A 24,139-nucleotide genomic window follows, 5' to 3' on the forward strand; every position below is an offset into this window, starting at 1 on the left:
AGGGCAGAGCCGGATAGAAAACCTCGACTAATCCCAGAGTTACATGAACCTCTTCGCCCATTTCCAACACGTCGTCCGCCGCGAGCTCGAAGCTTTGTCGCGCGAAGGTCAATTGCCCGCGGGACTCGACGTCAGCCGCGTGACGGTCGAGCCGCCGCGCGATTCGGCGCATGGCGATCTCGCCACCAATGCCGCCATGGTGCTGGCCAGGGCCGCCGGCAAGCAGCCTCGGATGATCGCACAGTTGCTCGCCGGGCGGCTCGCCGCCGATCCTGATATTCAGTCGACGGACATTGCCGGCCCCGGCTTCCTCAATGTCAGGCTCAAGGCCTCTTTCTGGCCCAAGCTTCTCGACTCCGCCTTGGCGTTGGGCGCGGACTACGGGCGCTCGACCATGGGAGCAGGCGAGAAGGTCAATGTCGAATATGTCTCCGCCAATCCCACCGGTCCCCTCCATGTCGGCCATTGCCGCGGCGCCGTCTTCGGCGATGCGCTGGCTGAGCTTCTCGCTCGCGCCGGTTTCTCCGTGACGCGCGAATACTACGTCAATGACGCCGGCGCCCAGGTCGATGTGCTCGCGCGTTCGGCCTATCTGCGCTATCGCGAAGCGCTCGGCGAGGACATCGGCGAGATCCCGGCCGGGCTTTATCCCGGCGACTATCTGAAGCCGGTCGGCCAGACGCTCGCTTATGACCACGACAAGGCGCTGCTCGACATGCCGGAAGCGGCGTGGCTGCCGATCGTGCGCGCCAAAGCGCTCACAATGATGATGGACCTCATCCGCGAGGACCTTGCCGCGCTCAATATCCGCCAGGAGATCTTCGTTTCCGAGAAGTCCCTGCATGACACGGGCGAGGTCGATCGCACCGTCGAGGAATTGCGCGCCCGTGGCCTCATCTACGAAGGCCGCCTGCCGCCGCCCAAAGGCGAGCTGCCGGAGGATTGGGAAGATCGCGAGCAGACGCTGTTCCGTGCCACCCGATTCGGCGATGACATCGATCGGCCGCTGATCAAGTCGGACGGCTCCTACACCTATTTCGCCTCCGACATCGCCTATTCGCGCCACAAGATCATGCGGGACTTCAAGGAGCTCGTCTATGTTCTGGGCGCTGATCACTCGGGCTATGTGAAGCGGCTGGAGGCGATCGGCGCCGCCAATGCCGGCAACCGCGATGTGAAGGTCATCGTGCGCCTGTGCCAGCTCGTGAAGCTGTTCCGCGGCGGCGAGCCGGTCAGAATGTCGAAGCGCGCCGGCGAATTCGTGACGCTGCGCGATGTCGTCGAAGAGGTCGGGCCCGACGTGGTGCGCTTCATGATGCTTTACCGCAAGAACGAGGCGCCGCTCGATTTCGACTTCAAGAAGGTCACCGAACAGTCGAAGGAGAACCCGGTTTTCTACGTCCAATACGCGCATGCCCGGATCTGCTCGGTGTTCCGCAACGCGGGCGAGCTTGCCGCCGATGCGTCGGAACCCGATTTTTCAAGGCTCGCCGACGAATCCGAAATCCAACTTATCCGCAGGATTGGCGAGTATCCGCGCGTGGTCGAGGCCGCCGCCACAGCTCACGAGCCTCACAGGATAGCCTTTTATCTATATGATCTCGCTAGCGATTTTCATGGCCTGTGGAACAAGGGCAAAGAGTCGCCGCAATTAAGATTTATTTTGGCTTCGGACATGCAAACTAGCCTTGCACGGCTCGCTTTATTGCGCGTGATTCGCTATGTTCTGGCAAACGGCCTAGGAATCCTCGGAGTGAAGCCCGTAGAGGAAATGTAGACGCGGGAACAGGTGGATGGATCAAGATACTTCGAACAGTCCCGGCAAGGCACGTTGGCGCGAGAGGTTGGGCATGGGGAATCCGGGCAAAGACCTGCCAAAGATTTCCGATGAATTCAAATCGACGCCGCAAGCTCCTAGGCAGGCGCCCCCGGCGCCCGCGAAGGAGGCGAAACTCCCATCAGCCGCGACACGCGCGCATCAGCCTGTGACCAGGCCCGCGCCGATGGCGCCGCGCACCCCGCCGCGGCCAGCGCAGCAGGCGGGTGCGGGAGCTGCGCCGCGATCGGTCGCCCCGATACCGCAAGGGGCTTCCGGCCTCGGTGACCGTTTGCGCGCCGAACGTCACGCTGCGGAGAAGCTTGCCGAGCAGCGCGTCGCGCAAGCCCGCGGCAGCAGTGCCGACCGCCCGCTTCAGCCGCCTCAACGGACGGCAGCGCCGCCAGCCGAGCGGCCGAAATTCTCGTTTTCGCCGGAGGAACTGGCGAAGGACAAGCGTGAGCAAGTGCCGCCGTCACCGCCCGAACGGGAGTTTCCGACCTTTTCCAGCAAACCCGGGCTGAGCGCCACGCCGCCACCGCCCTTGACGCCACCGCGTCCCGCACTCGGCGGCAGCAGTGCCCAGGCGCAGCCCGCGCAGCAGCCGCCGCCGCAAGCCCGCCAGCAGCCGCCCAAGCCGCCGGCGAACAGTGCTCCGCCGGCCACCGGCTTCCAGCCCCGCTTCAGCCCCCCGCCACAGCCTCCGGGTGGAAACTATCGTTCGCTTGATCCGCCGCCGAGCGGGTTCTCACAAAAGTCGAAGCCTTATGCGGACACGGCCGCTTTCCGCGAAGACCCGCTGGCGCGCCGGCCGGCCAGCCGCGAGCCGGCCAACCGCGAATACGACTCCTATCGCCGGGGGCCCACGCTGCCGCCGTCCCCGCAACCGGCCTTTGGCGAGGACGAGGGCCCGTCGCTTGGCGATTATCGCAGGCGCCCCCCGGTGCCGGCACGCGCGCGCCGGCCGGCTTACGATGAGGACGTCAACGAGGTCTTCGAGGATGAAGAACCGCCGCGCCCGCAGCGCCGCCGCGCTTCAGCCCAGGACTACAATCGCGCCTATCGCGATTATGAGGAGGGTTATGAAGCCGAAGCGCCGCGCCGGCGTGGCCCCTGGCCCTGGCTCTTGGCCTTCGCCGCCGTCGCCCTTCTGGCTGCCGGGATCATCTATTACTACCTGACCTACATGAAGGCGCCAGGCCAGGGGACTGGCAATGTGCCGGTCATCGAAGCGCCGGAGACGGCGCCCAAGACGGCGCCCGAGTCTTCGTCGGGCGGCTCGACGCTGGGAACGCAAGGGGCGGCGCAGCCGAACGCGGCCGACCAGCGCAAGCAGATCTATGACCGCATCCTCGGCGACGATGAGGTCGGCGGCAACCAGGTCGTCCCGACGCAGGAGCAGCCGCAGACCATCGAACCGACGGGCGACAATGAGGGACAGGGCGCCGCACCTCTTCCCAATCCGGCGAGCGGCACGGATGGCAATGCCAATGAACCATTGCCGTTGCCCCTGCCGCCGCCCGGCGAGCAAGGATCGTTGCCGATCGATGCGAACCAGCAGAGCGCAGCCATGGGAGCCGTGAACAAGAGCTCGGCTTCCCAGCCCGTTTCGAACAGCGCGGCGGATACCGGCGCCCCGGTCCCCGGACAATTGGCCAAGGCGACCGAGCAGATTGCCGCGCAGCCGCTGCCGCAGATCGAACAGGTGAACGAGCCCGAACCGCTTCCCGTCCAGCCGGAAAAACCGGCCAAGCCGAAGCTGAAGGCCGAGAAGAAACCGCCCAAGAAAGTCGTGGCGGCGGAAGAGCCCGGGGCCGGACAGAATGATGGCGTAGAGCCGCTCGTTCTTGTGCCGCCGGCCCAGACAGGGACCACCCAGGCACAAGACATTCAGAACGTTAACACCCCGACCCCGATCGCCGTGCCCGATGCCGGTCAGCAGCCCCAGCCTGAGACCGCGGCGGTGGAACAGAAATCAAAATCCTTCTTCGGTTTCGGCTCGACCAAACGCAAGCTGACGGGCAAGGCGGCCGAACGGGCCAGCGCCCAGGGTGGCACCGGCAATTGGACCAATTCGCCAGACCCGAACAGCGCCAGCGCCGAGACGACCGACAACGCCGCGCCGCAACAGATCGCTGCCGTGGCGCCCGAGCCTCTGCCGGCTCCCGAACCTGCTCCCCAACCCGCTCCCCAGCCCGCCCCGCAGCAAGCCAAACCGTCGAGCGGTGGCGGCTATGTGGCGCAGCTCGCCTCCTTCCGCTCGGAAGCCGAGGCGATGGCCGAATATGATCGTCTGCGCGCCAAGCATGGCAATGTGCTGAGCGGCCTGAGCCCGCGCGTCGTCAAGGCCACCGTCGCCGGCGGATCGCGTTATCGCCTTGCCGTTGGGCCGCTCCCCTCGCGCTCGGCGGCGTCGAAAATCTGCAATTCGCTCATCGCTGCGGGCGAACGCGATTGCCTCGTACGCGGCAACTGAAGTCTGTTTTGACCCGATCGGACCGGGATCTGCAGATCGGCAGCGGTGGCGAAATTCCGATGGAACGTCCAGACCCGACGACCGATCCCTTCGAACGGCTCGTAAAGCTTTGAATCTGGGGATAATCTGTCGGGAGGGGGGCGAATCACTTTCGCTTTCTGCGACAAGCTGACTGAAGCGAATTGCAAAACGATGACGAACGAAATCACAGAAAAGACTTGGCCGGACGGCGAGGGACCGCTGCGTCAGGAGACGCCACCCGCCGATGAGGAGACCTTCATCGTCGATGTGTCGGGCTTCGAAGGCCCGATGGATCTCTTGCTCGAGCTCGCCCGCCATCACAAGATCGATCTGTCGCAGATTTCCATCCTGGCGCTGGCCGAGCAGTATCTTGCGTTCATCGACCAGGCTCGTGCCCGCCGCCTCGAGATCGCCGCCGACTATCTGGTGATGGCGGCCTGGCTTGCCTATCTCAAGTCGCGTCTTCTCCTGCCCAAGATGCCGGGCGAGGAAGAGATGCCGGCGGAAGATCTGGCGGCACAGCTTTCCTTCCGCTTGCAGAAGCTGCAGGCGATGCGCGATGCCGCGGCGCAGCTCATGTCGCGCAACCGCTTGGGTCGCGATGTCTTCGCGCGCGGCGAGCCCGAGAAGCTCGTCTTCGACACCAGGGTCGAATATGCCGACAATCTCATCGATCTGCTCAAGGCCTATGCCGAGAGGCGGCAGAAGAAGTCGCGCCATCACACTTATACGGTCAAGCGCATCAAGGCATGGTCGATCAAGGACGCGCGCCATATCCTCGAGCGCCTGGTCGGACGCATGGACGATTGGGGCAGCCTCGACACGTGGCTTGCGGATTATATGGGCTCGACCGAGGGCCGCACCACGGTGATCGCCTCGAGCTTCACGGCAAGCCTGGAGCTCGCCCGCGAAGGCGTCATCGAGATCAGGCAGGAACGGGCCTTCGAGCCTATTTACATGCGCCGGCGCGCCAGCGCCGCGTGAGAAGGAAGTAGAAGTCATGACTAGGCCACAGGCAATTGCGACGTCACCGGAAGCCGAGGAGCCGGTGACGGATGAAAGCATGTCAGAGCCGAGCGACAATGTGACGATGCATCCGCGCGCCGATCGCAGCCATCACCTGCGCATCGTTGAAGCGCTGCTGTTCGCCGCGGCCGAGCCCTTGTCGGCCGAGCAATTGAGCGCCGCCTTGCCGGAAGGGGTTGACCTGCCGTCCTTGCTGGCCGATCTGCAGACGAATTATGCCAATCGCGGCGTCAACCTGGTCCAGGTCGGCGGCAAATGGGCGCTGCGCACCGCGGGCGATCTGAGCTTCCTGTTGCGCCGCGAGGCGGTCGAGCAGAAGCGCCTGTCGAAGGCAGGGCTCGAGACGCTGGCGATCATCGCCTATCACCAGCCGGTCACCCGCGCCGAGATCGAGGAAATCCGCGGCGTCGCCATTTCCAAGGGCACCCTCGACACCTTGCTGGAAGTCGGCTGGGCGCGCATGCGCGGCCGTCGCCGCACGCCGGGCCGTCCGGTGACCTATGGCACGACGCCCGCCTTCCTGTCGCATTTCGGTCTGAACGAGATCGGCGACCTGCCGGGCATGCAGGAGTTGCGCGGCGCCGGCCTGCTCGATGCCACCATGCCGCCGGGCTTCGATGTGCCGATCCCCAGGGTGACCGACGAATTGACGCCGGAGGAGGATCCTCTCGACGGGGATGAGCAGATTCCCTTGGAAATGCATTTGCCGGAAGAGGAAGAGCCTGCGCCCGAGGAGGGGCAGGACAGCAACGAGGCCAATTCCTGACTGTGCTGCTCAGTCTTCTTGGCCTCGGCCGGGCGGTAGTGTACATCGCCCCTTATGAACACGGCAGAATTCGTCAACGGAACCGTGAAATCACATGAATGGGGTCCGCGCGGCACGGCAGGGGCGACCTTCGCCGGGCGGCTGACCTTCGAGGATGTGAGCTTGAGTTTCGGCCCGATCCCGGCGGTGCGGGGCGTCAGCTTCGATCTGAAGCCCGGCGAGATCGTCTGCCTGCTCGGCCCCTCGGGCTGCGGCAAGACGACCCTTTTGCGGATCGCGGCCGGAATCGAGCGGCCTGAGACCGGTCGCGTTCTGATCGACGACCTGGAAATGGCGGGGCCCAAGAATTTCGTCCCGCCCGAAAAGCGCAATATCGGGCTCATGTTCCAGGATTTCGCGCTCTTCCCGCATATGAGCATCATCGACAATGTGGCTTTCGGCTTGCGCGGACTGCGCCGCGCCGATGCGCTGAACGAGGCGCGCCATGCCTTGAAGCGGGTGGGGCTCGAAGACTATGAGCGCGACTATCCGCATCGTCTGTCGGGCGGCGAGCAGCAGCGGGTGGCGCTGGCGCGGGCCATCGTACCGCGCCCGCAAGTGATGCTGATGGACGAGCCGTTCTCCGGTCTCGACCAGCGCTTGCGCGACAGTGTGCGTGCCGAGACCCTGGCCTTGCTGAAGGAGACACGCGCTACCGCGATGCTGGTCACGCATGATCCGGTGGAGGCGCTGGGCCTCGCCGACCGCATCCTGCTGATGCGCCGCGGCCGCCTGATCCAGGCCGGAACGCCGACGGAAATATATCGCCGGCCCGCCGATGCCGAAGCGGCACGCTTCTTCTGCGACATGAACGAGTTGACGGGCCGGATTCGAAACGGCCAGGCCGAAACGCCGCTCGGAACTTTCCCCGCCCAGAGCCGTGCCGAGGGCGAGGCGGTGCTGGTGATGGTCCGGCCACAGGCCTTTTCGGCGGCCCCCGCAGGGCTTGGCCCCGAGGGCTTCGTCCTCGCCGAACGCTTCATTGGCGATGCGACGCTCCTCACCGTGATCTTCAAGGGCCTGGAAGAGCCGGTCGCCATCCGCATGCCGGCGGGCACGGCGCCGGGGCAGGGCACGAGCCTCGCCTTTTCCATTGATCCGGCTCAGGTTTTGGTCTTTACGGCGGATGGTTCCACCCCCATCTAACAGGCGGGCAGTTTTGTTGCGGCGCTCACCCCTTTCTGCAATAGTGCCGGCAACGCAAGGGCCAGTGGGTCCTCATGATCTCAAGGGAGTAGTAAATGGGTTCGCTTTCGATTTGGCACTGGCTGCTGGTGATCCTGGTGGTCGTCCTCTTGTTCGGCCGCGGCAAGATCTCCGATCTGATGGGTGATGTGGCCAAGGGCATCAAGAGCTTCAAGAAGGGCATGGCCGACGACACGGCCGATGCCGAAGCTGACGACAAGACGAAGTCGCTCGAGCAGTCGACCGAGACCAAGGTCGGCGACAAGGTCAAAAGCTGATTTGGGCTAAGGCCCGGAGCTGACGGGGCCAGAGAGCCACAATGTTTGATTTCGGCATCGGCTATACCGAACTGGTGGTGATTGCCCTGGTGGCCATCATCGTCATCGGACCAAAGGATCTACCGAAAGTGCTCCGCGCGTTCGGCCGCACCATGCAGAAGGTGCGCGGCATGGCACGCGAATTCCAGGGCCATCTCGATCAAGCGATGCGGGAAGCCGGCGTCGACGAGATCAAGAAGGAAATCAGCAATCTCAAGACCATGAATCCGGTCGAGGATGTGAAGAAGGAGATCAACTCGATCTCCGCCAGCAATCCAATACCGACGGTGGCAAAAGACCTGACCACCGAGCTGAAGAAGCAGGACGACGACTTCAAGAAGTACTTCGGCGAGAACGGCGCCACGTCGGCTGAAGCCAAGCCTGCCGTGGAAGCTGCAAAGGCGGAGCCCGCGCCCGCCGCCAAGCCCGAAGCGCCGCCCGTGGTGCATTGATGAGCCAGGCTGATATCGACGCTACCGAAGCTCCTCTGCTCGACCATCTGATCGAGTTGCGCAAAAGGCTGATCTATTGCGTGATCGGCCTCGTCCTCGCTTTCGTGCTGAGCTTCGCCTTCTCGACCCAGATCTTCAACATCCTGATCCTGCCTTTCGAATGGGGGACGGGCGCATCGGCCAAGCTCATCCAGACCCAGCTTTTGGGCTTCTTCCTCGTCAAGCTGAAGATCGGTTTCTTCGGCGCGCTGTTCATCACCTTTCCGCTCATCGCCATCCAGATCTATCGCTTCGTGGCGCCGGGCCTCTACAGCAATGAGCGCAACGCCTTCCGGCCCTATCTCATCGCCACGCCGATCTTCTTCGTGCTCGGCGCCTGTCTCGTCTTCTTCTTCCTGCTGCCGGTCGCGATCAGGTTCTTCTACAGTCTCATCGAAGGCACGGGCGGCGGCGGCCAGTCGGCCGTCGAGCTCATGCCGGACGTGCTCTCCTATCTCGACTTCGTGATGATGCTGATCCTGGCCTTTGGCCTGTGCTTCCAGCTACCCGTCATCCTGACCCTTCTCGGTCAGATCGGCGTTCTTTCCTATGAGCAGCTGAAAAGCGGGCGCAAATTCGCAATCGTCGGCGTCTTCATTGTCGCCGCCGTCCTGACGCCGCCCGATCCCATTTCGCAGATCGCCATGGCAGTCCCGCTGATGGCGCTCTATGAGGTCTCCGTGCAGGCCGTGAGATTCCTCGAAAGCCGGCGCGCTGCCCAGGCGGCGAAAGAGGCCGCCGCCGAATAGTCGATCGGCTGTCAATAAATTCTTAAAATTGATGCAGCCTTTGCCTTCCGCGGCCGGGGCTCTATAGCATCCCGCAACACGGGAATCGGACATGCACGACATCAAATTCATCCGCGACAATCCGCAAGGCTTCGACGAGGGCCTCGCCAAGCGTGGGCTCGCGGCGCAGGCGGCAGCGCTCGTCGCCCTCGATGAGGAGCGCCGCAGCCTCATCGCCAGGCTCCAGGCGCTGCAGGAGCGCCGCAACGCCGCCTCCAAGGAGATCGGCCAGGCCATGGGCAAGGGCGACAAGGCGAAAGCCGAGGCGCTCAAGGCGGAGGTCGCCCGCATCAAGGATGGCATGCCGGCCGAGGAGGAGGCGCTGAAGGCAGCCGAGGCCGCCTTGCACAATGCGCTCGCGGCGATCCCCAATCTGCCGGCGGATGACGTGCCGGAAGGGCCGGACGAGACCGCCAATGTCGAGATCCGCCGCCACGGGAGGCCCCGGGGCCTCAACATGGCGAAGCAGCATTTCGAGATCGGCGAGGCGCTGGGGCTCATGGATTTCGAGACGGCGGCGAAGATTTCGGGCGCCCGGTTCGTCGTGCTCAAGGGCGCGCTCGCCCGGCTCGAGCGGGCGCTTGGCAATTTCATGATCGATCTCCACACGCGCGAGCATGGCTATACCGAAGTCAATCCGCCCTTGATCGTGCGCGACGAAACCATGTTCGGCACGGCGCAACTGCCGAAATTCGCCGAGGACCAGTTCCATACGACCGATGGCCGCTGGCTCATCCCGACGGCGGAAGTCTCGCTCACCAATCTGGTGCGCGAATCCGTGCTGGAGGAAGGGGCGCTGCCGATCCGCGTCACCGCCTGGACGCCGTGCTTCCGCTCGGAAGCGGGTGCAGCGGGGCGCGACACCCGCGGCATGATCCGCCAGCACCAATTCTCCAAGGTCGAGCTCGTCTCGATCACGGCGCCTGAGCAGTCGGGCGATGAGCATGAGCGGATGACCAGATGCGCCGAGGAGGTGCTGAAGCGGCTCGATCTGCCTTACCGCACGCTGACACTGTCGACCGGCGACATGGGCTTCGCGGCCCGCAAGACCTATGACATCGAGGTCTGGCTGCCGGGCCAGAACGCCTATCGCGAGATTTCCTCCTGTTCCGTCTGCGGCGACTTCCAGGCGCGGCGCATGGATGCGCGCTTCAGGCCCAAGGAAGGCAAGGGGCCACGCTTCGTGCACACGCTCAACGGCTCGGGCGTCGCCGTCGGCCGCGCCCTCATCGCAGTGCTCGAGAACTATCAGAATCCGGATGGCAGCGTCACGATCCCCGAGGCGCTGCGCCCCTATATGAACAACGAGACGACGATCAAGGGCCTATAATGCGCATCCTCCTCACCAATGATGACGGCATATATGCCGAAGGCCTCGAGTCGCTGGAAAAGATCGCGCGCGAGATTTCCGACGACATCTGGATCGTGGCGCCGGAGTCCGAGCAGTCGGGCGCCTCGCACTCGCTGTCGCTCGCCGACCCCTTGCGCCTGCGCAAGGTCGGCGAGCGCCGCTTCGCCGTCCTCGGCACGCCGACCGATTGCGTCGTCATGGCGGCGCGCAAGATCATGCCCGACGCTCCCGATCTCGTTCTCTCCGGCGTCAATCGCGGCCAGAATATCGCCGATGATGTGACCTATTCCGGTACCATCGCCGCGGCCATGGAAGGCACCACGCTGGGCTTCAAGTCCATCGCGCTGTCGCAAGTCATCGGCATCCACAATCGCGATGCGCTCACTTACGACGTCGCCGAACGCCACGGCGCCAATGTGCTCAAGCAGCTTCTCGACGTCGAATTGGGACCGGGCGTGCTGCTCAACATCAATTTCCCCGATTGCCGGCCGGACGAGGTCGTGGGTGTCGAGGTGACGCGGCAAGGCAAGCGCGACCAGAATCTCCTCACCATCGACGAGCGCCGCGACACGCGCGGGCGGCCTTATTATTGGGTCGGCTTCCAGCGCGAGCGCGGCAATCCGCCGGCCGGGACCGATCTCAGGGCTGCTTTCGAGAAGCGCATCTCGGTGACGCCGCTCCACATGAACCTGACACAGCTCGAAGCCATAGAACCATTGCGGGTGGCGCTGGAGAAAACGTGACCGAGGACTATCGCAAGATCGAGCTGATCATGTCCCTGCGCAATCAGGGCATTCGCGATCAGAGGATTCTCGAAGCGATAGAGCGTACCCCTCGTGAAATGTTCTTGGGCCCGTCCTTCCAGCCGATGGCCTATGCCGACCAGGCATTGCCGATCGCCTGCGGCCAGACGATCAGCCAGCCCTATGTGGTCGCGTTCATGACCGACCGGCTGAAATTGAACGACCGCTGCAAGGTGCTCGAGATCGGCACTGGCTCGGGCTACCAGACCGCCATCCTCTCGCCGCTCTGCCGCCGGGTCTATACGATCGAGCGCTACCGCACGCTGGCGAAAGAGGCCGGCGAGCGCTTCAAGGCGCTGGGCCTTTCCAATGTCACGCAAATGGTGGGCGATGGCCATAAAGGCTGGCCGAAACTGGCGCCCTTCGACCGCATCATCGTCACCGCGGCGGCAGCCGAGGTGCCGCAGGCGCTGGGCGATCAGCTGGCCGTGGGCGGCATCATGATCATCCCGCTGCAGTCGGGGCCGATGAGCCAGGAACTCGTGCGCATCACCCGCGACGAGCGGGGTCTCGCCCATGAGCGCCTGCTGCCGGTGAGGTTCGTGCCCCTGGTGGAAGGAATCGCCCGGGAAAGCTAGTCGTTTTCGGGTGGTTCCGCTCCAACAGGGCGACTATTGTCGAGACAAATGCGATTGACGAGGTGCCGTGATGAGCACGACCATTCTGACCGATCACGTCGAGACGCCCATCGGTCCCATGATCCTGATGGTCGAGGACGACGTGATGATCGGGCTTGAGTTCGACGATCAGCCCGAGCGCTACATGAAGGACATCAAACGCCGCTACCCCGAACATGTGATGCGGGAGACTGCCAATCCGTGCGGCTTCTCGGATCATCTGCGGGCCTATTATGCGGGCGATGTCGCAGCCGTCGACGGTTTGCCGGCGAAGGGTGGCGGCACGCCGTTCCAGGAACGCGTCTGGGCCGAGCTGCGGCGCATTCCGGTCGGCACGACCATCTCCTATGGCGAGCTCGCGACCCGCCTCGGCGACAAGAATGCGATGCGCGCCGTGGGCCTCGCCAATGGCCGCAATCCGATCTCGGTCGTGGTGCCGTGCCATCGCGTGATCGGCTCGGACGGGACGCTCACCGGCTATGGCGGCGGCCTGCCGCGCAAGACCTGGCTCCTCAATCATGAAGGGGTGCCGATCCGCAACGGCCGGGTCGATCGGCAGAACGATCTCTTTGATGCATGACCAAGAGTCCTACTGCCATTCGGCGTGGACCAGATCGCGCAAGCGCTCGAGGCTCGGTATCTTCAGGGCCCGGCCGTCCTTGAGGACATAGCCCTGGGCTTCGAGCCAGGCGAACTCGCGGCTGACGGCTTCCCGATGCGTGCTGATGCGGGCTGCGAACTCGGCGTGTTTCGGCGCCGGCGACAGGACAGCCTGTTCCTTGTCTCGTGCGGCTGCCTCCGCCAGACGCAGCAACTCCGCCCGCAGCCTCTGGCGAACCGCCATGGTGCTGAATTCAAAGATGCGCGTCGTGAGCACACGCACCTGTCCTGTCAGGTGCTTCAGCACGGCCATGGTGAACTGCGGATGATTGGCAATAGCGGCGTGGAAATGCGGCTGCCGCATCACCGCCGCGACGCAACGCTCGACGCATTCGACGCTCGCAGATCGAGGCTGGCTGTCGAGGGCCGACAACTCGCCGACGATCGTGCCGGCGGCAACGTCCCTGAAGCCGACACGCTGCCCGTCGGCCGAATAGATGCTGACCCGCGCCTGCCCCTCGAGCAGAAACAGAACATCGAAGGTCAGGTCCGTATGGCCCATGATGAGCTCTTGCGCGCCATATTCGCGGATCGCGCAATGCTTGACGACCTCGGCAAAAGCGGCCTCATCCAGGGATTTGAAATAGGCGATCGACCTCAATGCGTCCAAATGTTGCTTGCTCATGTCCCAATGTCGGTAAGGCGGTGGAGCCGTCGACCATGATTAAGAACACCAAAGCCGCGCCGCGGCAATGGTGATATTACCTCATCCTTGAACGGTCGGCCGGGCCGCCGCGGGCAAGAACGCGAGGCCCTTCGAAGTGGGGGCTTGAGGGCTCGCGTTCCGCACCCGATGCTCGGACGAGCACGGATCGATGAAGGCTTCAGGACGGATCGTGATATCTGGGCGACAGCGTAAGGACTTCGGCGGCGACGACATAAGGATGCTGATTCGCGGCCTGCGGCACTGGCTTGCCGGACCTGTCTATGACGACTCCTATGTCATCCAGGAGCTCAGGGCTCATCGCCTTCAGCGCTTCCAGCGCCTCGATTTCGCGTCTGCGCGTCCGGTAGGCCTCGTGCTTCGACCTCATCCAGGCCGCAAGCTTGCTCAGGCGGGTGGAGCCGAAGAGACGCGTAGTATCACGGCTGACCAGGCGCTCTGCTTGAGTGTTCATGGTTCTCTCCTTTGTCGCGATCGGCTTCGATTTGGAGGCACTCTCGAACTGTGGCGCAAAGTTTAATGGCCAGGCGCGAACCATGTCTGTGAGTAAACTCACCGAAGGGAAGGGAGAAACGCTTGCGGAGTGAGGGGAAGCGGCTTCAACGAAAAAAGAACCCCCACCCCGGGCGTCGGAACCGGAATGGGGGGAGTTGCCTCCGGAGGAAGATCCAGAGGTGGGGAGATCTCAGGTCTCGTCGTCGCGGCCTGCGAGCAGGTAGGCCGACAGCACGGCAAGCGCGACGGCGAGCACGAAGACGAAGATCATGAAGGCGGCGAGCGCGATGAACCCCGCGTCCTTGTAGGTGGCGATCGCCAGATGAGCGCCGGGCCAGATCACGCCGGCGGCCATGAGGGCGAAGAAATAGAACGCGAGCTCCTTGAGAGAGGGCGTTAGGAGCCCGCGCCCCACGCTGAGTGCCGCGATGAGCACCAGCGGGAGGGAAAGAAGAAGGCCGGCAATCGTCATGCTGTCGGCGCTGAGCGTGAAGAACGCATGAGCGGCGACCAGCAGGATCGCAACAAGCACGAAAGCGGCGAGAAAGCGTCCGCGATGCAGATGAAAGCTGCGCGGCGACCTCGATTGCGACACTTGAGCCCCCATGACCATGCCCCCGATTTATGACCGCTTGTGCCGGTTCGAATGCTGCGATGGTGGAAACGCGGTTACCGGATTCGCCGGTGCGGGCTCGTCAGCGAGGTCGCCGAGCTTGCCGATATCCATACCGATATCGTTGAGAAGCTTGGCGTCCATGGCGCTCAGGCACGCCATGGTTTCCTCCTCGAGACGGCGGGCGCGGCGGGCCCGCCATTTCGTGTTCACCCAGGCGGCAAATCTCCCGAGCGGCTTAGGGCTCGAAGGGCGGCGAGTGAGCGGACGATGTGCGTGAGCATTCATAGTCTCTCTCCTGTGCTGCTTTCCGGCTTCTGGACGACCGGATTCGATTTGATGCAGGAGAGCTTAGTGAGACGGCAGGTTAGCGTCTGTGGGGAAACTCACAGTCGAAAAAGGCCGGATTCAAGCGCTTTTTGGCGTCTTCCGGTTGCGCAGGACATGTTCGTGGCCGGCGTCGTAAAGGGCAGAATCGCGAAAATCATGGGCAGTGAGCACAGGCCCCACGATCACCAGGGCCGTGCGGGTGAGCTTGGCCGAGCGAACCTTCCTGGCGATGGTCGCGAGCGTGCCATGGATGATCTGCTCGTCGGGCCAGCTCACCCGATAGCCGACGACGACCGGGCAGTCGGGCCCGTAATACGGGGTCAAGGCGCGCTCCACATAGCCCAGATTGCGCACCGAGAGATGGATGACGAGCGTCGCCCTGGCGCGGCCCAGCTCCTCGAGCCGCTCCATTTCCGGCATCGGCGAGGCTTGCATCGCGGTGCGGGTCAGGATGATCGTCTGGGCGATTTCGGGCAAAGTGAACTCGGTCTTGAGGGCCGCCGCCGTCGCCGCGAAGGCCGGAACGCCGGGCGTCACATCATAGGGAATGCCGAGTGCATCGAGCCGGCGCATCTGTTCGGCAATGGCGCCGTAGATCGAGGGATCGCCGGAATGCACGCGCGCGACGTCTTTGCCGGTACGATGCGCGGCTTCGATCTCGGCGATGATTTCGTCGAGATGAAGAGGCGCCGTGTCGATGACGCGAGCCCCTTCGGGCGCGGCCGTGACGATCTCTTCGGGCACCAGCGAGCCCGCATAGAGGCAGACCGGGCAGCTCTGAATGAGCCGCAAGCCGCGCAGCGTGATGAGATCGGGCGCGCCTGGCCCGGCGCCGATGAAATGAACCGTCATGCTTTTCTCTTCTTGGCATAGCCGCGCGGCGTATAGGCATAGGTCCGGCCATCGCCGCGCTGAAAGGATTTCGACTGCGATGAGCCCACCATCACCAGCGTCAGCATGTCGACCACGTCCGGATCGAAATCCTTGAGCGGAACGATGCGCACCTTCTCTTCGGCGCGGCCGAGATTGCTCGCGACGATCACCGGCGTGTCTTCCGGCCGATAGGACTTCAGGATGGCGATCGCCTTTTCCAGCTGATCGCGGCGTTTGAGCGAACGCGGATTGTAGAAGGCGGTGACGAAATCGCCCTGCGCGGCGGCCTTGAGCCTGTTCTCGATGATCTCCCAGGGGGTGAGTAGATCGGAGAGCGAGATGCAGCAGAAATCATGGCCGATCATGGCGCCGGCGCGTGCCGCCGCCGCCTGGAAGGCGGAAATACCGGGCAGCACCTCGACGGCGATGCGCTCAGGCGCCAGATCGATGAGCTCGAAGGCAAGCGCCGCCATGGCATAGATGCCGGGATCGCCCGAGCAGATGAGGGCGACCTGACGACCCTCCTTGGCAAGCGCGATGGCATGGCGCACCCGCGTCTCTTCGGCGCCAAGCGGAAAACGGTGCTCCTGCTGCGCGCCTTTCAGATCCCGGGCGAGATCGAGATAGAGATCGTAACCGACCCAGTCGGTCGCCTGGCGCAAGGCCGCGCTCGCCGCCGGGCTGCGCGAGGAATGGTCGCCGGGGCCAAGTCCGACGAGGCTGATCCTGCCTTGCGCGCGGCCGCGCGGCTCGAGGACAGGGGCAGGGGCCAGCGCCACGGCGCAGGTGGCGCGTCGCGATTTGGTCTTGGGCACGATCAGGCGGGCTTCCTGCCCCGCCGCCGCCAGGGCGGCCCCTTCGGCGACGCCCGGACAGCCTACTTCCTTCATCACCAGAGGGGAGGGCGTCTTGAGCCTGGAGGCTTCGGCATTGAGCTCGGCCGCCGTGAACACGCGGAGCGGGAGGCCCAGATGCCGCGCCAGGGCATGGATCGCCGCCTCATCTTCCTTGAGGTCGAGAGAGGCGATGGCGGCCAGGGCGTTCCGGGACAGGCGATGCCGGGCGAGGGTGTCGTCCACGAGGGTCACAAGTTCGTCCGCCGCGACGCCGCGTTCGCCGCCGACGCCCAAGGTGAGCACCTTGGGGTGATAAACGAGGTGCGACGGCGAGCCGGTCAGATCCTCATGGGTCGCGGTGATCTCGAGCGCCGCGGCCGCAGACGTCGGGAGATCGAGCCAGGGCATCTGGCCGCTGGTCCTGACGCTTTCACCGGCCAGGAGACGCGCGGCAAAAGCCTTCATGTCCTCGGGATTGGCCAATACCCAGCCTGGTGGAGGATCATCAAGCGCAGCACCGAAGCGCAGATCGCTGGCGGTCGTGACCGCCGCATGGCCGCCGGTGATCTTGGCGATCCTTCGCGCCAGATCATTGGCGCCGTGATGTCCACCGAGCAACGGTATGACGGAGCTGCCGTCTTCCGCCAGCGCCAGGACAGGCGGTTCCTGGCGCTTGTCGTCGAGCACCGGCGCCAGGGCGCGGATGACGATGCCGGAGGCGCAGAGCGCAATAATCGGCCGGCCATCGCGGAAAAGCTCTTGCAGCGCCACTGTCGCCTTCTCATAGGCTCGATCCGGTCCGCTCACGCAGCGCGGTCCGTGGATCTCGGCCTCAAGCAGGTCCTTGAGCTTCTGCGCCAGGGGCAACGCGGAGCTTCCCAGGATGAAAATGGCGGGCGCCTTCACCACGACTCGCCGCCCTTATAGACGAGGATGGTCGAGAAATAGGGCCGCTCGCCCTCCGGCACATCGGCGAGCCGTGTGACTTTCTCGTCATCGAGCGTCGCCTTTTCGATGATGATCGCCTGGCCGGCGAGGCCCAGCTCGCTCAGCACGCCGCGGATCTTATCGAAATGCTGGCCGACCTTCATGATGGCAATCGCATCGGAGGAGATGATCTCCTGCTTGAGGCGCGAAGCGTCGAGCGTTCCCGGCAGCACCTTCAATATATCGTTGCGCGCCGCGAGCGGCCGGTTGATGGCGGCGGCGCAGGCGGTGATCGAGCTGATGCCCGGCACGACCTGCGTCAGATAATTCTGCGCCAGCCGCGTCAGGAGATAAGCGAAGCTGCCATAGAACAAGGGATCGCCCTCGCAGAGAAAGGCGACGTCGCGTCCTTGATCGAGGTGGCTGGCGATCGCCTGCGCAGCGGCGTCATAGGCTTCCTGCGCCGGCGCTCTCTCGCGCCGCATCGGCACGTCGATGGCGAGCTCGATCACGTCTTCCGGGATGAAGGGCGCGGCAATGCTCCGTGCCAGGCTGTCATTGCCGTTCGCCGCCGGATAGGCGATGACCGGGACTTGCGAGATGAGGCGCCAGGCCTTGAGCGTGATGAGCTCGGGATCGCCGGGTCCGACGCCCAGCCCATAGAATGTGCCGCTCATGGCTTGACCGCTCGCCATTGCAGCACCGCCATGCGGGGCTTGAGCGCCCTGAGCGGCCCGATGCGCGCGAGATAGGAGACATCGAGACGGACCAGGTCGCCGCCATATTTCTCCTGCAGGTCGACCAGATGCAATTCGCCCTCGAGGGTAACGACATTGGCCACCATGCGCCCTTGCGACTTGAGCGCCGCCCAGCCCGCCTCGAACACGCCGGGAATCCCCATGCCGCCACCGATGAAGACGGCATCGGGCGTCTCCTGGCCGGCAAGGCTCGGCGGCGCTTCGCCGGCGATGACCTTGAGGCGCGGTGTGCCCAGGCGATCGGCATTCTCGCCGATCATGCGCAGGCGTTCCGCATCCTGTTCGAAAGCGATGGCCCGCGCGCCCCGTGCCGCGCGCATCCATTCGATGGCGATCGAGCCGCACCCCGCGCCGACGTCCCACAGGAGCGCATCGGGATAGGGGGCCAAAGCGGCAAGCGTCGCGGCGCGCACCTCGCGCTTGGTGAGCTGGCCGTCATGGATGAAAGCTTCATCGGGAAGGCCGGGAACGCGCGGCAGCAAGGCGGCGCCGGACTTGGGCCGGCACCAGATGGCGAGCGTGTTGAGATCGGAGAAAGAGCGCTCGACAAAATCATCGGCCCGGAACCGTACGCTGTTCTCGCGCGGGCCGCCCATATTCTCGAGCACGGTCATTTCGCTCGGACCATAGCCGCGCGCGACAAGGCGGCGGGCAACCTCGGCGATGGTCGAGCCATCGGCGGTGAGCGCCAGGAGACGCACATCGGGCTGGATGAAAGCTTCGAGATTGGCGGCGGGCCGGCCATGCAAGGTGATCATGTCGCAATCGCCGAGCGGCCAGCCCATGCGCGCGGCGGCAAGGCTGAAGGAGGAAAGATGAGGGACGATCTCCATCTCCTCGAACGGCACGATCTCCAGGAGCTTGCGGGCGACGCCGTAATTGAGCGGATCGCCGGTCGCCAGCACGACCGTCCGGCGGCCGCGCAGAGGCTTGATGCGGTCGATGACGGCGCTGAAGGGCTGGGGCCATTCATGCCGCTCCGCCTTGGTCTCGCCAATGAGCGCCAGGAGGCGGTTCGAGCCGACGATGACCTCGGCATCGAGGAGCAAGGAGCTGGCACGCGGCGAGAGGCCGCCGAGGCCGTCCTCGCCCATGCCGATGATGCTGAGCCATCTGGTCATATGGTCATATCCGCCGTTACCGCATTGACGACCGAAGAGGCCATGGCCGATCCACCACGCCGGCCGAGAAGCGTGGCGAAGGGGACAGCGCGCGGGTTTTCCGCCAGCTCATCCTTGGATTCGCTGGCGCCGATGAAGCCGACCGGGAAGCCGACAATGGCGGCGGGCCGATCGGCCCCGGCGTCGAGCGCCTCGAGCAGCGCGAACAGCGCCGTCGGCGCATTGCCGATGACGACCACGGCGCCTCTGAGACGCGGCAGCCACAAGGAAACCGCCGCCGCCGACCTTGTGATCTTGCGCGCAAGGCCGAGCTCGCGGGCCTTCTCATCATTCAGGGTACAGACGATCTCGACGCCCGCCGGCAGCATGCGGGCGATGATACCGTGGCGGACCATCTCGCTGTCGGTGAAGATGGGTTTCCGGTCCTTCAGGGCCTCGGCGATCGCTCCCGGCAGATCGGCCGAGATCCGCAGATCCGCGACGATATCGGTCATGCCGCAGGAATGGATCACGCGCTCGGCGATGCCATGGACGGATGCCGGCAAGCCCGACAGGTCGGCCATGGCGCGGATCGCGGCAAAGGACTGCCGGTAGATCTCGGCCGGATCGTTCAAATAGTCTCTCACCGCTTTTTCATGCTCCGAGGCCCGAGCGGGTGATCGGCATGCGGGTAGGGGTGATGATGATGCCCGTGATCGTGCCCGTCATGATCGTGGTGGTGATGATGGTGGTCATGATCGTGATGATGGTGATCGTGGCCGTGATTATGGTCATGGTGGTGGTCATGATCATGGTGATGATCGCGGGCCTTGCCGGTGCCGATCCCTTCCACATGATGATGGTGGCTCTCTTGCGGCGCGCCGACTTCGGCTTCGAAGCCTAAAACCTGAGTGCGGAACTTGCACATCTGGCAATTCATCGCGGTTTCGCCCGTTGTGATCTGCTCGATCCGCTCGACGAAGGTGTCGATCACCGCCGGATGGTCGTTGAGATAGGGCGCCTTGATGAACTGGATGCCGGGATGGCGCTTGGCCACCGCGTCGGTCGCATCATAGATGCGCTGAACCAGTATCCCGGTGAACAGGAAATACGGGAAGACAATGATGCGCCGGTAGTTGAGCCGTGCCGCATGCTCGAGCGCCGGCTCGACCAGCGGGAAGGTCACGCCCGAATAAGCGGTCTCGGCCCAGCCGAAGCCGAAACCTTCCCACAGGAGCCGGGTGACCTTCGACACGTTCGAATTGGCGTCGGGATCGGATGCACCCCGCCCGACGACGACCAGCAAGGTCTCATGCCGGCCGATGTCGCCCGGCGCACCGGCGAGGGCTTCCTCGACGCGGTCGGCGGCGGCGCGCATCATCTTGGGATCGATGCCGAGCTCCTTGCCGTAGTCGATCCTGACGCCGTTCTTGACGGCATAGGTGTTGAGAACCGAGGGTATGTCGTTCTTGGCGTGGCCGGCGGCGAAGAGCATGCCGGGGACGGCGAGCACCTGGTCGACGCCCTCCGCCCGGAGCCTGTCGAGACCGTCGCGGATGATGGGGGTGGCGAATTCGAGATAGCCGAATTCGACCGGCTGACCGGGAAAGCGCTGCTTCAGATGCTGGGCGAGGACGGCGAATTCCTGCACAGCATCCTCATCGCGGCTGCCATGGCCGCACAACATCACACCGGTTTTTGTCTGCATGGGTCCCTGCCTCTTATTCGCTGCAAGAAAGGACAGGGTTCCAGGCATGGGGATTCCCTTGCCTTGGCTTTTCCGCAGCTCCGGCATTGGCCCCCGATTTGGGTCAGCCGCACCGGACTTGCTTTCAGTTCCTGGAGGAACGCTGCTCGTCTTGCTTGCGTCCACACCTACCGGGGCGAGCCTGACCGGTCAATCGCCGACGCGACCAGCGATGATGCAAAGGCGTCACGGGGCTGATAGGAGGAGATGACGTGAGGAAACAATCCTGCTGATTCGCAATTTCTGGGCACTGGGAGGGCTGATGGCGGTGGCGGCCTGCGCCTCGGTGCCGAGCCTGCCCTATGAAAAGGGCGTCGGCGTCGTCGACATCCTGCGCAATGTGAAATGCGAGCTCGCCACAGCCTATCGCGAGAATAGCGTGCGCTTCCCGTGGCTGCGCAACTGGGCGGCCGGCGTCGAGCTCACTCTCGATGTGACGGAAGCGCGCAGCGGCGGCGCCTCGGCCCAGATCCTGGTGCCGATCCATGTGACCGACAGTTTCCGCCTGGGCGCCGATGCGCGCCGCCGTGCCAAGGCGCAAAGCGTCGCCTCGGTGACTTTCTCGACCGCGCTTGCGAGCCTCGGCCAGGCGGAATGCGCTCATCATGTGCCGGGGCAGGGGCTGGAGCCGCTTCTCAAAGGCAATCTCGGCCTCAAGACCTGGATCAGCCGCGCGGCCGAGGCGATCGATGCCGCCGGCATCGCTCAAGCGACCGACGGGCTCGGCTACATCATCGAATTTGGCATCGAAGCCGGCGCCGGCCTCGATCCGGGCTTCGCCATCATCCGCGTCGGCGATTACGAGCTGGGCGGCAGTGCCGGTCTTGCCGCCAGCCGCGAGGACACGCACACGCTCAACATCGCCATGGCGCCGATCCGCGCCGTGCCGCCGGCGCCCGTCTATGTGACAAACCTCACCGGCCCGCAGCCACAGACGCGGACCGAGCCCGGGCCGGCCGCGCCGGTGCAGAAACGCCAGGCCGCGCGTCCCGCAACGGGCGTTCCGCAGCAGACGCAGCAGGATCTGAGCAACATCATCCGCAGCCTCAAGCAGAGCCAGACCGGAAGGGATTGAATGCCGAGATTTTTGTGTGTCTTGTGGCTCTTGCTGGCCGCGCTCGCGACGACCGCGGCCGCGTCGGATTGGACGACCTATGTGAACGACCGCTTCGGCGCCACCGCCGATATCCCCGCAGGCTACAAAGCCGGCGAGCCGCCGGCGAATGATGATGGCTTAAGCTTCACCTCGCCCGAAGGCGGTGCGACGATCGCGGTCTGGGGCGCTCTGGCGACCGTCAATGAAGAGAGTTTCACGGACTATGCCAAGCGTCTCGTCTCCTATGCTGTGGATGATGGCTGGAACGTGAGCTACTCGGCCGGCAGGGAGGACTGGTTCGCCTTTTCCGGCAGCAAGGCGGATCGCATCTTCTATGAGAAGATCATCAAGGCCTGCAACGGCGATATCGCCAATCATGTCCGGCTGGAATATCCTGCCGCCCGCAAGGCCGAGTTCGATCCCGTCGTCGCGCATGTGGCGAAATCCCTGCGCTCCGGGAAGGGCTGGCAGTGCTAGGCTGAAGTGCCTTGCAGGATAGGGAGGCAGCGTTTGACGAAACTTCACTCTCATGACCATGAAGATCATGACGGCCCGCATCATGACGGCGGCGAGGAGCGCGGGATCGCCTTGCGCGTCAAGGCGCTGGAGTCATTGCTCATCGAAAAGGGCCTCCTTGACCGTGAGGCGCTCGACAAGTTCGTGGAGACTTATGAAAAATCGATCGGACCGCGCAATGGCGCACGCGTCGTCGCGCGGGCATGGATCGATCCTGCCTTCAGAGAGCGCCTGCTGGACAACGCCACACCGGCGATCGCTGAGCTTGGCTATGGAGGCCTTCAGGGCGAGAACATGGTGGTCGTCGAAAATACGAAGGCCATCCACAACGTCATCGTCTGCACCTTGTGCTCCTGCTATCCATGGCCGGTGCTCGGCCTGCCGCCGGTCTGGTACAAAAGCGCCCCTTACCGCTCGCGCGTCGTGAAAGATCCGCGTGGCGTCCTGGCCGAGTTCGGCCTGAAGATCGATCCCGAGATCGAGATCAGAGTCTGGGACTCGAGCGCCGAGATCCGCTACATGGTCCTGCCGATGCGGCCGCAAGGCACCGAAGGCATGAGTGAAGAAGATCTGGCGTCCCTGGTGACGCGCGACTGCATGATCGGAACGGCACGGCCATGAACTCGATGCATGACCTGGGCGGCATGGATGGATTCGGTCCGGTCGTCGCCGAAGCGAACGAGCCGGTCTTCCACGCCGACTGGGAGCGCCGCATGTTCGCCATCGCCTCGGCCCTTCCCTTTACCGTGCCTTATGCCGATGATCATTTGCGCCGCGAGATCGAGCGTATCCCGCCCGCCGATTATCTTCGGCTTCCCTATTACGCCTATTGGCTTCATGCGATCAGCCGCCTTCTGGAGGAGCACGGCGTGTCGGCATCAGCGCCATTCAAACCGGCGGGAGCGTCGATCAAGGCCAACGAGGTCGACAGCGCCATTCAGCGCGGCGCCTCGACCCGGATGCCGGCGGAAAGAATCGTGCCGCGCTTCGCGGTCGGCGATCGGGTGAAAGCGCGCAATATCCATCCGACCGGTCATACGCGTCTCCCGCGCTACGCGAGGGGCAAGACCGGAACGGTTGCACGCAATCACGGCGTCTTCAGCTTTGCCGACAGCAATGCCAGGGGTGACGGACCGCAGCCACATCACCTCTATGCGGTCGCCTTCACCGCGCGCGAACTGTGGGGAGAAGAGGCCGCGGCCCAGGACAAGCTCTATCTCGATCTCTGGGGCGACTATCTGGAGCCGGCATGACGATCGATCCGGGCAAGCTTCCCACCGAGATCGCCGCTTCGCCTCGCTATTCGAAACACGCAGAATGCCGGACTCTAAAGTCCGGATGACGCGAGACAATCGGTTGTGGCGTTCGGTGAGCACATTCCCAACAACTGGAAGCGACCTTCCTTCAGCTGATAAACATATTCCGGGTCATAGCTCGGATCTTCGCAGAAATCCCGCAGCGCTCTCGGGCGCTTGATCGAAATCTTGACGGGCAAGCCGGCAGCAAGCCGGCTTACCCTTCCGGGCAGGAATACTTGATCGTAGCCCTCTGGCTTGGACAACAACAGACTGCCCCACGGGCATGGGCTCGATTTTCCTGTGAACGCAAATGGGTCCCGACTGCACCCGAACATGCACTTGTAGACAAAGTAATCCTTCTGACCGTCCGCGTTGACATCGGCCTCACCGCGACCATCATCAGAGTAGTTTTCGCTCACCGTCAGCCGCCCGAGGCCGTTGTCTCGGCACTCCTTGTCAAATTGCTGGGCAAAGGCCAGAACGGGAGGAGGCAATTTCTCCATTCTGTCGGCTGCAAGTGCGGGGGCACC

27 protein-coding genes are annotated in these 24,139 nt (G+C 64.1%); 16 read left to right on the forward strand and 11 right to left on the reverse strand.

Going from position 1 to position 24,139, the window contains the following annotated elements:
* The first annotated feature begins 43 nt into the window (after positions 1 to 43).
* From argS to DS839_RS28550, 12 genes are all read left to right on the forward strand, one after another.
* Positions 44 to 1,777, forward strand: a complete 1,734-nt coding sequence (gene argS / locus DS839_RS28495; RefSeq protein ID WP_119273908.1) for an arginine--tRNA ligase — start codon at positions 44 to 46, stop codon at positions 1,775 to 1,777.
* A 226-nt stretch (positions 1,778 to 2,003) separates the two neighbouring features.
* Positions 2,004 to 4,292, forward strand: a complete 2,289-nt coding sequence (locus DS839_RS28500) for an SPOR domain-containing protein (protein ID WP_162918863.1) — start codon at positions 2,004 to 2,006, stop codon at positions 4,290 to 4,292.
* Positions 4,293 to 4,484: 192 nt separating this feature from the next.
* Positions 4,485 to 5,297, forward strand: coding sequence for a segregation and condensation protein A (locus DS839_RS28505; RefSeq protein ID WP_119273910.1), 813 nt, complete (start codon positions 4,485 to 4,487; stop codon positions 5,295 to 5,297).
* A gap of 79 nt (positions 5,298 to 5,376) precedes the next feature.
* Entirely contained in the window at positions 5,377 to 6,105 is a 729-nt protein-coding gene (gene scpB / locus DS839_RS28510) for an SMC-Scp complex subunit ScpB (protein ID WP_119273911.1), read from the forward strand.
* 54 nt (positions 6,106 to 6,159) lie between these two features.
* Positions 6,160 to 7,290, forward strand: coding sequence for an ABC transporter ATP-binding protein (locus tag DS839_RS28515; RefSeq protein WP_119273912.1), 1,131 nt, complete (start codon positions 6,160 to 6,162; stop codon positions 7,288 to 7,290).
* Positions 7,291 to 7,385: 95 nt separating this feature from the next.
* On the forward strand, positions 7,386 to 7,607 hold the full coding sequence (locus tag DS839_RS28520; protein ID WP_119273913.1) for a twin-arginine translocase TatA/TatE family subunit: 222 nt from the start codon (positions 7,386 to 7,388) through the stop codon (positions 7,605 to 7,607).
* A gap of 41 nt (positions 7,608 to 7,648) precedes the next feature.
* Positions 7,649 to 8,098: a Sec-independent protein translocase protein TatB gene (gene tatB / locus DS839_RS28525; RefSeq protein ID WP_119273914.1), complete on the forward strand. Its 450-nt coding sequence runs from the start codon at positions 7,649 to 7,651 to the stop codon at positions 8,096 to 8,098.
* Positions 8,098 to 8,886: a twin-arginine translocase subunit TatC gene (tatC, locus tag DS839_RS28530; protein WP_119273915.1), complete on the forward strand. Its 789-nt coding sequence runs from the start codon at positions 8,098 to 8,100 to the stop codon at positions 8,884 to 8,886. Before tatB ends, tatC begins: the two co-directional genes overlap by 1 nt.
* 91 nt (positions 8,887 to 8,977) lie before the next feature.
* A complete protein-coding gene (gene serS / locus DS839_RS28535) occupies positions 8,978 to 10,255 on the forward strand; it encodes a serine--tRNA ligase (protein ID WP_119273916.1) in 1,278 nt (425 codons plus the stop codon).
* A complete protein-coding gene (surE, locus tag DS839_RS28540) occupies positions 10,255 to 11,019 on the forward strand; it encodes a 5'/3'-nucleotidase SurE (protein ID WP_119273917.1) in 765 nt (254 codons plus the stop codon). Before serS ends, surE begins: the two co-directional genes overlap by 1 nt.
* Positions 11,016 to 11,657 (forward strand): protein-L-isoaspartate(D-aspartate) O-methyltransferase, encoded by a 642-nt coding sequence (locus DS839_RS28545; protein ID WP_119273918.1) that lies wholly within the window; start codon positions 11,016 to 11,018, stop codon positions 11,655 to 11,657. The genes surE and DS839_RS28545 overlap by 4 nt, the downstream gene beginning before the upstream one ends.
* 70 nt (positions 11,658 to 11,727) lie before the next feature.
* Positions 11,728 to 12,276 carry a methylated-DNA--[protein]-cysteine S-methyltransferase gene (locus tag DS839_RS28550; protein ID WP_119273919.1) on the forward strand — a complete coding sequence of 183 codons (549 nt, stop codon included), beginning with the start codon at positions 11,728 to 11,730 and terminating at the stop codon, positions 12,274 to 12,276.
* Positions 12,277 to 12,285: 9 nt separating this feature from the next.
* On the opposite strand, the gene DS839_RS28555 is transcribed toward DS839_RS28550, so the two are convergent.
* The 10 genes from DS839_RS28555 to DS839_RS28600 form a co-directional block, all read right to left on the reverse strand.
* The gene (locus tag DS839_RS28555; protein WP_119273920.1) at positions 12,286 to 12,981 is read right to left on the reverse strand and encodes a Crp/Fnr family transcriptional regulator; all 696 of its coding nucleotides are present in this window, start codon (positions 12,979 to 12,981) and stop codon (positions 12,286 to 12,288) included.
* A gap of 199 nt (positions 12,982 to 13,180) precedes the next feature.
* Complete coding sequence (locus DS839_RS28560; protein ID WP_119273921.1) at positions 13,181 to 13,474, reverse strand: hypothetical protein; 294 nt, start codon at positions 13,472 to 13,474, stop codon at positions 13,181 to 13,183.
* 231 nt (positions 13,475 to 13,705) lie between these two features.
* Positions 13,706 to 14,122: a hypothetical protein gene (locus DS839_RS28565; protein ID WP_162918864.1), complete on the reverse strand. Its 417-nt coding sequence runs from the start codon at positions 14,120 to 14,122 to the stop codon at positions 13,706 to 13,708.
* 15 nt (positions 14,123 to 14,137) lie between these two features.
* On the reverse strand, positions 14,138 to 14,416 hold the full coding sequence (locus DS839_RS28570) for a hypothetical protein (RefSeq protein WP_162918865.1): 279 nt from the start codon (positions 14,414 to 14,416) through the stop codon (positions 14,138 to 14,140).
* Between the two features lie 120 nt (positions 14,417 to 14,536).
* Positions 14,537 to 15,310 (reverse strand): precorrin-4 C(11)-methyltransferase, encoded by a 774-nt coding sequence (gene cobM / locus DS839_RS28575; protein WP_119273924.1) that lies wholly within the window; start codon positions 15,308 to 15,310, stop codon positions 14,537 to 14,539.
* Positions 15,307 to 17,076: a precorrin-3B C(17)-methyltransferase gene (cobJ, locus tag DS839_RS28580; protein ID WP_119273925.1), complete on the reverse strand. Its 1,770-nt coding sequence runs from the start codon at positions 17,074 to 17,076 to the stop codon at positions 15,307 to 15,309. Before cobJ ends, cobM begins: the two co-directional genes overlap by 4 nt.
* Positions 17,070 to 17,771 (reverse strand): precorrin-2 C(20)-methyltransferase, encoded by a 702-nt coding sequence (gene cobI / locus DS839_RS28585; RefSeq protein ID WP_368911973.1) that lies wholly within the window; start codon positions 17,769 to 17,771, stop codon positions 17,070 to 17,072. The genes cobJ and cobI overlap by 7 nt, the downstream gene beginning before the upstream one ends.
* Complete coding sequence (gene cbiE, locus DS839_RS28590) at positions 17,768 to 18,973, reverse strand: precorrin-6y C5,15-methyltransferase (decarboxylating) subunit CbiE (protein WP_119273927.1); 1,206 nt, start codon at positions 18,971 to 18,973, stop codon at positions 17,768 to 17,770. Before cbiE ends, cobI begins: the two co-directional genes overlap by 4 nt.
* A complete protein-coding gene (locus DS839_RS28595; protein ID WP_119273928.1) occupies positions 18,970 to 19,599 on the reverse strand; it encodes a precorrin-8X methylmutase in 630 nt (209 codons plus the stop codon). Before DS839_RS28595 ends, cbiE begins: the two co-directional genes overlap by 4 nt.
* Positions 19,596 to 20,660 carry a sirohydrochlorin chelatase gene (locus tag DS839_RS28600; RefSeq protein WP_119273929.1) on the reverse strand — a complete coding sequence of 355 codons (1,065 nt, stop codon included), beginning with the start codon at positions 20,658 to 20,660 and terminating at the stop codon, positions 19,596 to 19,598. The genes DS839_RS28595 and DS839_RS28600 overlap by 4 nt, the downstream gene beginning before the upstream one ends.
* Positions 20,661 to 20,961: 301 nt before the next feature.
* Here DS839_RS28600 and DS839_RS28605 point away from each other — a divergent pair, with 301 nt between their 5' ends.
* Genes DS839_RS28605 through nthB form a run of 4 tightly spaced genes read left to right on the forward strand, consistent with a single transcriptional unit; the run spans position 20,962 to position 23,564 of the window.
* Complete coding sequence (locus DS839_RS28605) at positions 20,962 to 21,774, forward strand: hypothetical protein (RefSeq protein WP_119273930.1); 813 nt, start codon at positions 20,962 to 20,964, stop codon at positions 21,772 to 21,774.
* A complete protein-coding gene (locus DS839_RS28610; protein ID WP_119273931.1) occupies positions 21,775 to 22,272 on the forward strand; it encodes a hypothetical protein in 498 nt (165 codons plus the stop codon).
* Between the two features lie 33 nt (positions 22,273 to 22,305).
* Positions 22,306 to 22,932, forward strand: a complete 627-nt coding sequence (nthA, locus tag DS839_RS28615; protein WP_119273932.1) for a nitrile hydratase subunit alpha — start codon at positions 22,306 to 22,308, stop codon at positions 22,930 to 22,932.
* Complete coding sequence (nthB, locus tag DS839_RS28620; protein WP_119273933.1) at positions 22,929 to 23,564, forward strand: nitrile hydratase subunit beta; 636 nt, start codon at positions 22,929 to 22,931, stop codon at positions 23,562 to 23,564. The genes nthA and nthB overlap by 4 nt, the downstream gene beginning before the upstream one ends.
* Before the next feature lie 74 nt (positions 23,565 to 23,638).
* Here nthB and DS839_RS28625 read toward each other — a convergent pair whose 3' ends face one another.
* Positions 23,639 to 24,112 carry a hypothetical protein gene (locus tag DS839_RS28625; RefSeq protein WP_119273934.1) on the reverse strand — a complete coding sequence of 158 codons (474 nt, stop codon included), beginning with the start codon at positions 24,110 to 24,112 and terminating at the stop codon, positions 23,639 to 23,641.
* Positions 24,113 to 24,139 lie beyond the last annotated feature (27 nt).

The organism is Taklimakanibacter deserti (assembly GCA_003574785.1).

Bases quoted from the DNA above. Each gene is read 5' to 3' on its own strand.
- argS (WP_119273908.1), top strand. From the start codon at position 44: ATGAACCTCTTCGCCCATTTCCAACACGTCGTCCGCCGCGAGCTCGAA.
- DS839_RS28500 (WP_162918863.1), top strand. From the start codon at position 2,004: ATGGCGCCGCGCACCCCGCCGCGGCCAGCGCAGCAGGCGGGTGCGGGA.
- DS839_RS28505 (WP_119273910.1), top strand. From the start codon at position 4,485: ATGACGAACGAAATCACAGAAAAGACTTGGCCGGACGGCGAGGGACCG.
- scpB (WP_119273911.1), top strand. From the start codon at position 5,377: ATGTCAGAGCCGAGCGACAATGTGACGATGCATCCGCGCGCCGATCGC.
- DS839_RS28515 (WP_119273912.1), top strand. From the start codon at position 6,160: ATGAACACGGCAGAATTCGTCAACGGAACCGTGAAATCACATGAATGG.
- DS839_RS28520 (WP_119273913.1), top strand. From the start codon at position 7,386: ATGGGTTCGCTTTCGATTTGGCACTGGCTGCTGGTGATCCTGGTGGTC.
- tatB (WP_119273914.1), top strand. From the start codon at position 7,649: ATGTTTGATTTCGGCATCGGCTATACCGAACTGGTGGTGATTGCCCTG.
- tatC (WP_119273915.1), top strand. From the start codon at position 8,098: ATGAGCCAGGCTGATATCGACGCTACCGAAGCTCCTCTGCTCGACCAT.
- serS (WP_119273916.1), top strand. From the start codon at position 8,978: ATGCACGACATCAAATTCATCCGCGACAATCCGCAAGGCTTCGACGAG.
- surE (WP_119273917.1), top strand. From the start codon at position 10,255: ATGCGCATCCTCCTCACCAATGATGACGGCATATATGCCGAAGGCCTC.
- DS839_RS28550 (WP_119273919.1), top strand. From the start codon at position 11,728: ATGAGCACGACCATTCTGACCGATCACGTCGAGACGCCCATCGGTCCC.
- DS839_RS28555 (WP_119273920.1), bottom strand. From the start codon at position 12,981: ATGAGCAAGCAACATTTGGACGCATTGAGGTCGATCGCCTATTTCAAA.
- DS839_RS28560 (WP_119273921.1), bottom strand. From the start codon at position 13,474: ATGAACACTCAAGCAGAGCGCCTGGTCAGCCGTGATACTACGCGTCTC.
- DS839_RS28565 (WP_162918864.1), bottom strand. From the start codon at position 14,122: ATGGGGGCTCAAGTGTCGCAATCGAGGTCGCCGCGCAGCTTTCATCTG.
- DS839_RS28570 (WP_162918865.1), bottom strand. From the start codon at position 14,416: ATGAATGCTCACGCACATCGTCCGCTCACTCGCCGCCCTTCGAGCCCT.
- cobM (WP_119273924.1), bottom strand. From the start codon at position 15,310: ATGACGGTTCATTTCATCGGCGCCGGGCCAGGCGCGCCCGATCTCATC.
- cobI (WP_368911973.1), bottom strand. From the start codon at position 17,771: ATGAGCGGCACATTCTATGGGCTGGGCGTCGGACCCGGCGATCCCGAG.
- cbiE (WP_119273927.1), bottom strand. From the start codon at position 18,973: ATGACCAGATGGCTCAGCATCATCGGCATGGGCGAGGACGGCCTCGGC.
- DS839_RS28600 (WP_119273929.1), bottom strand. From the start codon at position 20,660: ATGCAGACAAAAACCGGTGTGATGTTGTGCGGCCATGGCAGCCGCGAT.
- DS839_RS28605 (WP_119273930.1), top strand. From the start codon at position 20,962: ATGGCGGTGGCGGCCTGCGCCTCGGTGCCGAGCCTGCCCTATGAAAAG.
- DS839_RS28610 (WP_119273931.1), top strand. From the start codon at position 21,775: ATGCCGAGATTTTTGTGTGTCTTGTGGCTCTTGCTGGCCGCGCTCGCG.
- nthB (WP_119273933.1), top strand. From the start codon at position 22,929: ATGAACTCGATGCATGACCTGGGCGGCATGGATGGATTCGGTCCGGTC.
- DS839_RS28625 (WP_119273934.1), bottom strand. From the start codon at position 24,112: ATGGAGAAATTGCCTCCTCCCGTTCTGGCCTTTGCCCAGCAATTTGAC.